This is a genomic window from Streptomyces sp. NPDC029956 (assembly GCF_055574655.1).
The window spans coordinates 84,011-95,779 of the sequence record NZ_JBVHZJ010000026.1 but is presented as its reverse complement, the minus strand read 5'-3'; the positions used below and the strand labels follow the sequence as shown (position 1 = coordinate 95,779).

Genomic DNA, 11,769 nt, shown 5'->3' with positions numbered 1-11,769 from the left:
GTCCAGCTCTAGAGCTTAGTTCTAGAGTTCAACTCTAGATATAGACTCCAGTCATGCGTGAGGGCAAGGGGAACCAGAGAAGCAAGGCCCAGGAGACGCGGCGCCGGATCATCGAAGCCGCCGGCGCTCTCTTCGTCGAGCAGGGCTACGGCGCGACCAAGCTGCAGGAGATCGCCGACCGGGCGGGCGTGGCGGTCCAGACGATCTACTTCGTCTTCCGGAACAAGCCGTCGCTGCTCAAGGAACTCGTCGATGTCGCGGTCGCGGGCGACGACGAACCGGTCTCCACGATGGACCGGCCGTGGTTCAGGGAGGTCATGACCGCGCCGACCGCGGAGTCCGCGCTGGCCGCGTTGGTTCTCGGCACGCGCAGGACACTCGAACGCGTCGCGGCCATCAACGAGATGGTCCGCGCCGCGACTGCGACCAACCCGGAGATCCGCGAGCTGTGGCCGGACGAGGCGGACCCCCGGTACACGGTGGTCTCGACGGCGGCGAAGTCCCTGGCCGAGAAGCCGGGCTTCCGCCACGCCGTCCCCGCTGACACAGCGGCGGACATCGTCTACGCCCTTCTCAGCCCCGAGCTCTTCCTGGTTCTCACCCGCGACCGCGCGTGGTCACCGGCCACGTGGGAGCAATGGGCGTACGACACCCTCAGCGCTCAGCTGTTGGCCGACAGCGGGCAGCGATCAACTCGGTCGTGAGAGCAAGGTGGCCGGAGTCGGCCACGGCCACCTTGTCGTCGGGGCGGGCGGATGCCGGGGGCTAGTGAGTACGTGAGTCCCACCGCTTCGACGTGGACGGATCCGAGTGAGGAAAGCCGGCACCCTGGCGGGCGGAGCGGACGATCAGCCCGAGAGGGGAGAGCACCCGGCCCGCCATGACGTAGCCGAAGACGAAGGCGACGATGCTCAGCCCGAGCAGGGTGAAGAGGGACGTGCGCCGGAGACCGTCCAAGGCCAGTTCGCGCTGTTCGTCCTTGCACTTGTTCAGCACGCCGTCGGCCAGCGCGGCGGACTGCCCCGACTCGAGACCCGCGCACGACTCGCTGGTCAGCTGAACGGTGCTGCCTGGACGAAGAGCGAACGGCGGCTCACCCCCCTGCTGCAATGCCCGTGCGCTGAACGCGTAGACGATCGACAGCAGGAGGACGCCGGTGATCAGGAACATCCCGCCGTACAGCATCGTGAGCCGCATCCGGATCCTCTTCCGCGGCCTGCTCACGATCTCCTCCGACGTGCCTGAGCTGAATCGACCGAGTGCATGAGGTCAAGACCAACGGGGCTACGCACCATGCTCCTTGACGGTTGGCGACCACTACCTCGACATGGTGCATGGGAGGGGATGTGTCCTCGGTAAGGAGCGCTCAGGACCTGAGTGCTCGGTCGCCCTCGCTCGCTCGCTCGTGAGGAGCTCGTACGTGCGGGGAGCGGGCGACTCGACGGCCTTCTCCCTGGCCGTCGGCGGTTCCGATGGAGCGTGGGCCGTACGAGGGAGCGCTGGGCGTGCGTGCTTGACCTCCTCGGCGTCAGCCACTAGCTTGCGGTCAACGTTCACCCATGGGGACCGAGAGGAGGCGACCGGCGGATGTACACCTGCTCTGATCTGAGTCGCCTCGCCCACACCACGGTCTGGGTTCCGGGTCGTATCGCGCACGGCTGCTAGTACGCCGTCCTGCTGTGCCGCTCCCCGGCACGTTCCGCTCATCCATCACCGCCCCGCCCGCGGCACATCGCTGTCGTGCGCCGCTTCGCGCCCGGCACTCTCTCGTCCCGCGGCGCGCCCCTGAGCACAGAAAGTTGCCCGAACATTGGCGAACATGATGAATCGACCGATCTCGCACCGAATCGAAGGCCCGTCATGGTAGCCGCGCGGATCACCGTCAACGGGAACGAAACGCCCCTCGCTCCTGCCGCACCCCACACCACTGTGCTGGACTTCCTGCGGGAACGGGGCCTCACCGGCACCAAGGAGGGCTGTGCCGAGGGCGAATGCGGCGCCTGTTCCGTCCTGGTGGCCCGTCCGGGGGTGCACAAGCCCACCGACTGGGTGGCGGTCAACGCCTGCCTGGTCCCGGCCGCGGCGCTCGACGGCCAGGAACTCATCACCTCGGAGGGTCTCGCCACGGCCGGCCGGCCCGGCACGGCGCCTACCCTGCACCCGGTGCAGGAGGAGATGGCGGTCCGTGGCGGGTCCCAATGCGGCTACTGCACACCGGGGTTCGTCTGCAGCATGGCCGCCGAGTACTACCGCTCCGACCGCAGCGTGAACGCGGAGCCGGCCCAAGCCGTGGCGGACAGCACCGACTGCGCCAACCGTGCCGACACCATAGACACCGCCCCCAGCCCCAGCGACAGCCCCACCCTCGGCGACAGCCACCGCAGCAGCCGCAGCCACCGCAGCAGCGACGGTGCCGACCATGAGCACGGCCCGAACGGCTTCGACCTGCACGCGCTGAGCGGAAACCTGTGCCGCTGCACCGGCTACCGCCCGATCCGTGACGCCGCCTTCGCCGTCGGTGCGCCCATCGCCGAGGACCCTCTCGCCCAGCGTCGGGAGCAGTCCCCGCCCGCGCCGGTCGCCACCGACCACGTCCAGCACGACAGCGCGTTCCTCCGCAGGAACACCCTGGCCGAAACGCTGCGGTTGCTGCGCGAGCGCCCCGAGGCGGTGGTGGTCGCCGGCTCCACGGACTGGGGCGTCGAGGTCAACATCCGTTCTCGTCGGGCCGGTTGCGTGGTGGCGATCGACCGGCTGCCCGAACTGAGGGAACTGCGGGTCGAGTCCGAGTACGTGGAGATCGGGGCGGCGCTGACGCTCACCGAGATCGAGCGTCGCCTCGACGGCGGAGTCCCGCTCCTCGCCGATCTGTTCCCGCAGTTCGCGTCCCGGCTCATCCGCAACGGCGCGACCCTGGGCGGCAACCTGGGCACCGGATCCCCGATCGGAGACAGCCCGCCGGTACTGCTCGCCCTGGAGGCATCACTGGTGCTCGCCGATGCCGACGGTGAGCGCGAGGTCCCTCTGGCGGACTACTTCACCGGCTACCGGCAGAGCGTGCGCCGGCCCGACGAGCTGATCCGGACGGTACGGATTCCGCTGCCGCTGGCACCGGTCACCGCCTTCCACAAGATCGCCAAGCGGCGCTTCGACGACATCTCCAGCGTCGCGGCCGCCTTCGCACTCGACGTCGAGGACGGCATCGTCCGCACGGCACGCATCGGCCTCGGAGGCGTGGCAGCCACCCCGATCCGCGCCCTCGCGACCGAGGCGGCCCTGGAGGGCAAGCCGTGGGCGGCGGAGACCGTCGAGGCCGCGGCCGAGGTGCTGCGGGATGAGGGCACCCCCATGAACGATCACCGCGCCAGCGCCGACTACCGCTCCGCGATGCTCGGCCAGAGCCTGCTGAAGACCTACGCGCAGACCACCGAGGCGGTGTCGTCATGAGTCATCTGTCCCAGCGTCCGGAGAAGCCGGTCGTCGGCGTCCCGATGCCGCACGAGAGCGCCGCGCTGCATGTCACCGGCGCCGCGCTCTACACCGACGACCTGGTCCACCGCACCAAGGACGTCCTACACGCCTACCCGGTCCAGGTCATGAAGGCCCACGGCAGGATCACCGCCCTGCGCACCGGGTCCGCGCTCGTCGTGCCCGGCGTGGTCCGTGTCCTGACCGCCGCCGACGTGCCCGGCGTCAACGACGCCGGGATGAAGCACGACGAGCCGCTCTTCCCCGACACGGTCATGTTCCACGGCCATGCCGTCGCCTGGGTGCTCGCCGAGACCCTGGAGGCGGCCCGGCTCGGAGCGGCGGCCGTCGAGGTGGAACTGGACGAGCGGCCGGCTCTGGTCACGCTGCGGGAGGCCATCGAGGCCGGCAGTTTCCACGGTGCCCGTCCGGTGATGCTGACAGGCGACGTCGACGCAGGCTTCGCCGACTCCGCGCATGTGTTCACGGGAGAGCTCCAGTTCTCCGATCAGGAGCACTTCTACCTGGAGACGCACGCGGCGCTGGCCCACATCGACGAGGCCGAGCAGGTGTTCGTCCAGAGCAGTACGCAGCACCCCTCCGAGACCCAGGAGATCGTCGCGCACGTGCTCGGGCTGCACAGCCACGAGGTGACGGTGCAGTGCCTCCGGATGGGCGGCGGCTTCGGCGGGAAGGAGATGCAGCCGCACGGGTTCGCGGCGGTGGCCGCGCTCGGTGCCAAGCTGACCGGCCGGCCGGTCCGGGTACGGCTCAACCGGACACAGGACCTGACCATGTCCGGCAAGCGGCACGGCTTCCACGCCCAGTGGAAGATCGGTTTCGACGCGGACGGCGGCATCCGGGCCCTGGACGCCACCCTGACCGCGGACGGCGGCTGGAGCCTCGACCTGTCCGAGCCGGTGGTCGCCCGCGCGCTGTGCCACATCGACAACACCTACTGGATCCCGAACGCGCGCATCGCAGGTCGCATCGCCAGGACCAACAAGGTCTCCAACACGGCCTTCCGCGGCTTCGGGGGACCGCAGGGCATGCTGGTGATCGAGGACATCATGGGCCGGTGCGCACCGCTGCTCGGCCTGGATCCGATGGAGCTGCGGGAGCGCAACTTCTACCAGCGGGGTCAGTCGACTCCGTACGGGCAGCGGGTCGTCCAGCCCGAGCGGATCTCCGCCGTGTGGCAGCAGGTCAAGGACAACGCGGGCATCGCCGCCCGCACGCGCGAGATCGCCGCCTTCAACGACGCGCACCCGCACACCAAGCGGGCGCTCGCGATCACCGGCATCAAGTTCGGGATCTCCTTCAACCTCACCGCCTTCAACCAGGGCGGCGCACTGGTGCTGATCTACAAGGACGGCTCGGTCCTGATCAACCACGGCGGCACCGAGATGGGCCAGGGCCTCCACACCAAGATGCTGCAGGTGGCGGCGACCACGCTGGGCATCCCGCTCCACAAGGTACGGCTGGCCCCGACGCGTACCGACAAGGTGCCCAACACCTCCGCCACGGCCGCGAGCGCGGGCACGGACCTCAACGGCGCGGCGGTGAAGAACGCCTGCGAGCAACTGCGCGACCGGCTGCTGCAGGTGGCGGCCACCCGACTCGGGTCGAACGCCTCGGACGTACGCATCGTCGAGGGCGTCGCCCGGACCCTGGGCAGCGACCAGGAGCTGGCCTGGGACGAGCTCGTGCGCACCGCGTACTTCCAACGAGTGCAGCTGTCGGCAGCGGGTTTCTACCGCACCGAGGGCCTGCACTGGGACGCGAAGGCGTTCCAGGGATCGCCGTTCAAGTACTTCTCCCACGGCGCCGCCGCGGCCGAGGTGGAGGTGGACGGCTTCACCGGCGCGTACCGCATCCGGCGGGTGGACATCGTGCACGACGTCGGCGACAGCCTCTCCCCGATGATCGACATCGGTCAGATCGAGGGCGGCTTCGTGCAGGGCGCGGGCTGGCTGACCCTCGAGGACATGCGCTGGGACGCAAGTGACGGGCCGAACCGCGGCCGGCTGCTGACGCAGGCCGCGAGCACGTACAAGCTGCCCAGCTTCTCGGAGATGCCCGAGGAGTTCCACGTCACGCTGCTGCAGAACGCCACCGAAGAGGGCGCGGTGTACGGGTCCAAGGCAGTGGGCGAGCCTCCGCTGATGCTGGCGTTCTCGGCACGAGAAGCGTTGCGGCAGGCCGCCGCCGCCTTCGGCCCGGGCGGGGTGAGCGTCGAGTTGGCCTCACCCGCGACGCCCGAGGCGGTGTACTGGGCGATCCAGGCGGCTCGCCGGAACGACACCTCCCACAGCGGTCACCGCCGGCACGGTCCCACGGGCGGCGGGTCTGCCACCGACGGCACGACCCGCACCGAGGCAGAAGCGCTGAGTGGTGCCTGACATGACATGGGTCGCCGCGGTCACCCGGCTGCGCGTACGCCGGGAGCCCGGCGTGCTGGTGACCGTCGCGACCGTGCGCGGCCACGCACCCCGCGACGCCGGTGCGAAGCTCGTGGTGGGACAGACCGAAACATGGGGCTCGATCGGTGGCGGCAATGTCGAGGCGGTCGCCATCGACCGAGCCCGGGAGATGATCGCCGCGGCCGAACCCGATCCGGAACTGCTCGACTTCGCCCTGAACGACAAGGTGACCAACCGGCACGGCGTGCAATGCTGCGGCGGCACCGTGTCGGTGCTGCTCGAACCCCTCCCGGTGGTACGAGCGGTGGCGATCTTCGGAGTCGGCCACGTCGGTATGGAACTGGCGCGCATCCTCGCACGCCAGGACCTCGACCTCCATCTGATCGACACCCGCTCCGACCTCCTCACCGAGGAACGGCTCGACGTGCTGGGGGACGCGGTGGCCCAGATCCACGTGCACCACACACCGCTGCTGCCCGAGGAGGTGCTCGAGAGGTTGCCGCACGGCACCCACGTCCTGATCATGACCCATGATCACGCCGAGGATGCTGCTCTGTGCGACGCCGCCCTGCGCACCACCCACCTCGGTTCGATCGGTCTGATCGGATCGGCGGCCAAGTGGGGACGCTTTCGCAGACGCCTCGTCACCGAGGGAGGTCACACCGAGTCCACCCTCGACCGGATCAAGACCCCGATCGGACTGGGCGACATCACCGGCAAGGAGCCGGCGACGATCGCCGTGAGTGTCGCCGCCGACCTGCTGCGCACCTTCGAAACGGAGGGGAGCTGACAGACTGCGGGGGCCGATGAGGGTGGCCGCTCTGCCGCCGAGCGCGGAAAGTGTTCTCCCGCGCGATGGTGTTCTGGATCGTCACGGCGAAGTCGCGCACCTGGTCCTCGTCGAAACGCTGCTCTTCCGGGTCGGACGCCGGCGGATGGTGAGGGTACTTCGCCCTGTACACCTCTCCGCCGGCGTCTGTGCAGTACACGGAGCAGTTCTTCTGCCCGGTCTCGAAACGGACTTCCAGACCTGCCACCGCGATGGAACGAGTCCCCGACGTGGACTCCACCAGGAGAACGTGCCGAGCCCACCCCTTCCCTGTGCCGCCTGGGTCTGTCTTACCGGCCCCACGCCTGCTACGGCAGAGTTCCGGCACAGAGTCAGCAAGGCCACTCCCGGCAGCCGCCTCCGTGCACGTCGCGAGGCGCCAGGACGCGAACGTCCCATGACACGGGAGAGGACGACCGCGCGTCCGTCGCATCACGCTGCCCCACCTCCCGACCTCCCCACGTCTCCTCCTGCCGCTCTTCCGTCAGCGGCCGTTCCCCAAGCCAGGACCCGCTTCGTGGTCGTACAGGTGTGCGGGGGTGTTGCGGGGGCATACGGACGGCACCCTACGGAAGGAGCCCCGCCATGCTCGGCATAGCCGCCGCAGTACTGTTCTTCGTCGCTTTCCTGATCAACGCCGCGGAGATCGTCACCAATGACGTCTTCTCCTCGACGAACGTGATGCTGCTCGGGCTCGCAGCCCTTGCCCTGCACATCGCGGGCGTCGGCGCCGGCCGTTCCCGCCGCGCCAACGGCCACCGGCCCTGGTCCCGTTCCTGACCCGCTGCCGTCACCTTCTGAACGCCTGCGAGGTCTACAGCTTGGGCAGAGCCTCGGAGCTTCTTGGTGGGCGTCCTCTTCCAACCAGAAGAGACGTCGAGGGCGTCGCTGTACGAGTTCGCCCAACGCATCCTGGCGATGACCGCCGCGCTCTGGCACAACAACAACAGCACCGGCGCGTCCGTCACCCGCTCACTGATCGCCTGCGACCACCGAGTCACTCCGGATCAACTCGTCTGTCCGCCCGCAGGCTGTCCGGGGAAGAGACTGCTCGGCCGTGCAACTGTCCCGGAGCAGACTGCGAGGGGCACCCTGGGGCACGCTAGGCTGCCGATCTTCGGCGAACGGGGGCTTGGCATGCGGCAGCGGGGCATACGGATGGCCGTGCTCGGCGCGGTTCTGGCGATCCTCGCCGGCTGCGGTTCCGAGACAGTCGAGACCGCTGCGGAGGCTTCGGGCTCGGCGACGGCCGCCACGGCCTGGACGCTTGCCGCGCCGATCCGCATCGACGGTGTCCGTACCGCCGACGGCGGCCGGTCCCTGGTGGTCGACGCCGAAGTGCCCGACGGTGCACGCGACTGCGTGCGCGGCCTGCGCGGTGAACTCGAAACTGTCGAACACGGCACGCTGTACGTGAAGGTCACCTACGAGACCCGTTCCCAGGACCGGGAATCCGGCTGCACCGAGACGCAACTGGTCGAAGCGACGGTGAAGCTGGGCGAGCCTCTGAGCTCCCGCAAGGTCATGGTGAACAGCTGGGACGTGTACACCCCCGCCGGTGCCACCCCTCCCGCCTTGCGGAAGTGTGGTGAGAACGGCTGCGACCCCACGCCCCCGCGGTGCGATTCGTCCTCGTACCAGCAGGCAGTCAACGATACGGACATCCCCAAACACACGAGCTGGGAGGAACGCGGCTGCGACGACACGTGGCTGGTGCTCGACCTCTCGACCCGAATGGGGCCGGTGTGCGGTGACGCCGGCGACGGATGCTCGTCCTCGGGTGTCTCCCAGCGCTGGTTCTACCGGGCCGAGGCCTCGGGCTGGCGGCCGGTCACCACGAACGGTGACGCGGGGTGCGCGGGCATTCACAAAGCGCTCCCGGAGTTGCCCGTGCGCCTCTGCGCGTCGCTGCCGCGGCTTGACCGGGGCTGATCCGCTCCCCGCGTCCGGGAGCCGGGGTACGGGGCCGGCTACCTGGAACCGAAATCGGGTCTCAGGCGCAGGCGATGGGGCAACCGCGTCGGATCGAGTGCTGGGCAGCGCGTAGGCCGTCCGCTGCGGCGCTCGGTGAGTATCTGGGCGAGGGGCCGCACTTGCAGGGCCGTTGTCAGTGCTGGTCACTATGCTTTCAAGCGCGCGGTCGGCTTCCGGGGGTTCCAGCTCTGAAGGGAATGGTTGCATCCCCGGCCTGTCTGGGGGCGGCCCGGAGACTCGTCCGGGACCTAACCGACGGTCGGGCTTCGTTGATGGCCAGGAGGCAACCTGCCAGCGCCGGCCGCGCATCACCCCTCAGGCAGTACCCGCCCACGAACCTACCCGTCGCGCCCTCTCTGGGCCATGCACGCTGAGCTCGAGCAACTGCAGGTGAAACGGCCCCTGACCAGGTCCAGAGGCCGGGCAGGGGGAGTGGGAGGGAACGCTTGCGCAGCAGGACAGCAGACCACGCTCCTCGCAACAGCCGACGACGCTGACGACGTCGGGTGGACGGTGTCGCAGTGGACTCCACCGTCTGCCGAGCCCACCAGTACGCCGCCGGAGCTGGAAAAGAGGGGCTCCGGATCAGGCTGAGCCGGACGATCATGCGCTCGGACGTTCCCGCGGTGGCTGAGTACGAAAGCCCATCTCGTCAGCGACAGTCGCGCCCGGCCCTTGGCCCTCCGTGTCACCGAGGGAAAGGCGGATGATGCGTCGGCCTTCCAGGACGTCATCTCAGTTGGTGGGTCTGTGCGACGATTCGTCGGCCAGTGGGAAGCCAAGAACGGGGGCGCAGGCCGATGCAGTACGTCGATCGAGATGCGCAGGTCGGTGACCTGTCAGGTCTCTTGGACCCGGCTCGCTACCTGAACCACCTCCTCTCGATCTCGGGTGATCTGCCGCCGGGCGCCCGGGCTTTCGCCACCGATCCGGACCACTACGACTTTCACAGCAGGCGATGTGTGAAGGACCTGACGCTTCAGGCCGTCCGGGGTGCCGGCGGTGAGGAGGTCGAGGTCGGGTTCCAGCACAACTGCTGGAAGCACGACCAAGACCTGCTCATCCGCTACACAGGGGTGTCCAGCTTCGTCATCGATCCCGCCGACGAGGACCGGGGAACCGACCTCGGGCCTGTGATCCTCGACGAGATCCTGCCGCACGGAGACGGCTGCAGCCACGAGATCGCCTGTGGGGACGGCACACTCAGCATCGTCTGCCGTGACCTACGGGCGACCTGGACTGAGACCGACTGCTCAAGCGAGTCGTAGGCGCGACAGGTCGTGGTGATCGTGGAACGACTGGTGCCGGATGAGCTGTGGGAGCTGATCCAGCGGGTGCCGGAAGCACCGTCGCGGCCTCAGGGTGGTGGTCGACGTCGGCACGGCAACCGAGAGGTCCTGGCCGCGATCGGGTTCGTGGCCACGTCGGGCTGTACATGGCAACGACTGCCGACGGCGTCTCTCGGCTGTCAGGGGCGGCGGCGCATCGGCGGTTCAGGGAGTGGTCGAGGGCACGAGTGCGGGCCAGTTGCCGGCTGCCTTGCCGATGCCATCGGCGGAGCCGGTTTGGCGCATCCCGCCACGGCACACAGGTTCGGACGCGGAACCGTGGCATGAGGGATTGCCACAGGGGGGATACCGATGAGCTTCACTGCGATGCATCCGGATCAGGGGCGCCTTGACGCCACACTGCCTGACCTCGGCTGCGGCTGGGACTGGACCATGATTCACCGAGCGCAGCCTCCCGCCCCGCTGGCGTGCCCGGAGTGCGGCCACGGCATGAACGCCAAGAAGTCGCAGTTGGGCCTACGGTTCTTCGCTCACAGGCCAGGTTCGCCGGCCTGCGCGCTGTCGGAGGAATCCATGGCCCACCACCTGCTCAAGCTCGAGCTTGCCCAGGCGGCCCGCGCCGCGGGGTGGACAGCAGACTTGGAGGTGACCGGTCCGGACGGCAGTTGGCGTGCGGACGTACTCGCCTCCACTGCGACCGGCCGCCGCATGGCCTTGGAGGCGCAGCTGGCCGGTATCACCGTGGACGAGATACGCGCCCGCACGGCGAGAATGAGCGCCAGCGGCGTGCGTTGCTGCTGGTTCAGTGACCGCAGCCGTATTCACTGGCTCGGGGCGGTTCCCTCCGTACGCCTGGACCGGGATCAGGACCAGCTGATGGCCGTCGAGCCCATGGCTCGGTTCGCTCGTGCCTCCTGGCACCCCGCCCCGTCCATGCCGCTTGCTGAGTTCGTACGCAGAATTCTCACCTCTCGCCTGGTCGCACGCGCTACGCGGAAGCCGCAGCGGTACCGCGAGGAACCGATCGAGGTGATGTGGGCATCACCCGGATGCTTCTTGGCGGAGGCCCAGAAGCTGCGTGAGGAGGAGCAGGAACGGCTCGCGGCACAAGAGGAAGGACTCCGCGCCGAAGCACGCCAGTGGGCCCGTGACTTGGCACGCGAGGCGGAACTCATCGCGCGCATCGACCACACCCGAGGCGCCTTGGCTCGGCACTCGGCCAGGCTGCCCGGCCTCGAGCGAGCCATGGTCGAGGTCACCGACATGTACCGGACCCGGGTGACCGTGGGCTGGAGCGTGGGCGATGCCCGATACTGCTCCGGCGTCCCGCTGGTCGACGAATCCGGCACCCTCCTGGCCATCTTCGACCCCTTGCCCCAGAGCCTTCCGTGCCAGGACTTCCTCCTCGACGTCAGCCTGCCGCTGCTCTTCCCCACGGATGAGCGGCGCGAGCGCTTCGAGCAGTTCCGATCCCGGTGCGAGCAGTTACGCGCCGGCCGCTACCGCTCCCCATGATCGCCCCATGGCCGTGACCGTGGCGGCTGTGAGCGGCTGCAGCTCGAATGGGGACAGCACTGCGGAGAAGCCGGCCGCGCCGAGCACGCCGGCGGCGCCGAGCGTGAAGGACACGACTGCCGCCTTGAAGGCCGCGGTCACCGAGTTCGATACGGACGGCGGCTGCCTCGACCGGGCGCCGGAGACGTGTTGGTCGCAGATGCAGGCCGTGATGGAGCCGGCGCGGGCTCTGCGGGAGGCCGCGAACGCAGACAAGGTGGGGTCAGCTGGA

Annotated in this window: 9 protein-coding genes and 2 pseudogenes; 10 read left to right on the top strand and 1 reads right to left on the bottom strand. The window is 69.0% G+C overall.

The features are described from left to right. Positions 1–53: 53 nt before the first annotated feature. Positions 54–704, top strand: a complete 651-nt coding sequence (locus tag ACZ4XX_RS21675) for a TetR/AcrR family transcriptional regulator (protein ID WP_468509485.1) — start codon at positions 54–56, stop codon at positions 702–704. Between the two features lie 61 nt (positions 705–765). On the opposite strand, the gene ACZ4XX_RS21670 is transcribed toward ACZ4XX_RS21675, so the two are convergent. Next, entirely contained in the window at positions 766–1,224 is a 459-nt protein-coding gene (locus tag ACZ4XX_RS21670) for a hypothetical protein (RefSeq protein ID WP_468509484.1), read from the bottom strand. Positions 1,225–1,860: 636 nt separating this feature from the next. Here ACZ4XX_RS21670 and ACZ4XX_RS21665 point away from each other — a divergent pair. The 9 genes and pseudogenes from ACZ4XX_RS21665 (at position 1,861) to ACZ4XX_RS21625 (ending at position 11,498) form a co-directional block, all read left to right on the top strand. Then, positions 1,861–3,447: a xanthine dehydrogenase small subunit gene (locus tag ACZ4XX_RS21665; protein WP_468509483.1), complete on the top strand. Its 1,587-nt coding sequence runs from the start codon at positions 1,861–1,863 to the stop codon at positions 3,445–3,447. Then, positions 3,444–5,870: a xanthine dehydrogenase molybdopterin binding subunit gene (gene xdhB, locus ACZ4XX_RS21660; RefSeq protein WP_468509482.1), complete on the top strand. Its 2,427-nt coding sequence runs from the start codon at positions 3,444–3,446 to the stop codon at positions 5,868–5,870. The genes ACZ4XX_RS21665 and xdhB overlap by 4 nt, the downstream gene beginning before the upstream one ends. Position 5,871: 1 nt before the next feature. Beyond that, positions 5,872–6,681, top strand: a complete 810-nt coding sequence (gene xdhC, locus ACZ4XX_RS21655) for a xanthine dehydrogenase accessory protein XdhC (protein ID WP_468509481.1) — start codon at positions 5,872–5,874, stop codon at positions 6,679–6,681. 624 nt (positions 6,682–7,305) lie between these two features. Beyond that, positions 7,306–7,500, top strand: a complete 195-nt coding sequence (locus tag ACZ4XX_RS21650) for a hypothetical protein (RefSeq protein WP_468509480.1) — start codon at positions 7,306–7,308, stop codon at positions 7,498–7,500. Positions 7,501–7,566: 66 nt separating this feature from the next. Beyond that, entirely contained in the window at positions 7,567–8,652 is a 1,086-nt protein-coding gene (locus tag ACZ4XX_RS21645; RefSeq protein ID WP_468509479.1) for a hypothetical protein, read from the top strand. A 513-nt stretch (positions 8,653–9,165) separates the two neighbouring features. Continuing rightward, a pseudogene (locus ACZ4XX_RS21640) lies at positions 9,166–9,432 on the top strand (IS5/IS1182 family transposase); the annotation flags it as partial. Between the two features lie 62 nt (positions 9,433–9,494). Continuing rightward, complete coding sequence (locus ACZ4XX_RS21635) at positions 9,495–9,962, top strand: hypothetical protein (RefSeq protein ID WP_468509478.1); 468 nt, start codon at positions 9,495–9,497, stop codon at positions 9,960–9,962. Positions 9,963–9,974: 12 nt separating this feature from the next. Beyond that, positions 9,975–10,219 (top strand): annotated as a pseudogene (locus ACZ4XX_RS21630) (transposase); the annotation flags it as partial. 115 nt (positions 10,220–10,334) lie between these two features. Further along, entirely contained in the window at positions 10,335–11,498 is a 1,164-nt protein-coding gene (locus tag ACZ4XX_RS21625) for a competence protein CoiA family protein (protein WP_468509477.1), read from the top strand. Positions 11,499–11,769: the final 271 nt, after the last annotated feature.

Excerpts from the sequence above, each read along its gene's own strand:
- ACZ4XX_RS21675 (WP_468509485.1), top strand. The coding sequence starts at position 54 with ATGCGTGAGGGCAAGGGGAACCAGAGAAGCAAGGCCCAGGAGACGCGG.
- xdhB (WP_468509482.1), top strand. The coding sequence starts at position 3,444 with ATGAGTCATCTGTCCCAGCGTCCGGAGAAGCCGGTCGTCGGCGTCCCG.
- ACZ4XX_RS21650 (WP_468509480.1), top strand. The coding sequence starts at position 7,306 with ATGCTCGGCATAGCCGCCGCAGTACTGTTCTTCGTCGCTTTCCTGATC.
- ACZ4XX_RS21635 (WP_468509478.1), top strand. The coding sequence starts at position 9,495 with ATGCAGTACGTCGATCGAGATGCGCAGGTCGGTGACCTGTCAGGTCTC.
- xdhC (WP_468509481.1), top strand. The coding sequence starts at position 5,872 with ATGACATGGGTCGCCGCGGTCACCCGGCTGCGCGTACGCCGGGAGCCC.
- ACZ4XX_RS21665 (WP_468509483.1), top strand. The coding sequence starts at position 1,861 with ATGGTAGCCGCGCGGATCACCGTCAACGGGAACGAAACGCCCCTCGCT.
- ACZ4XX_RS21625 (WP_468509477.1), top strand. The coding sequence starts at position 10,335 with ATGAGCTTCACTGCGATGCATCCGGATCAGGGGCGCCTTGACGCCACA.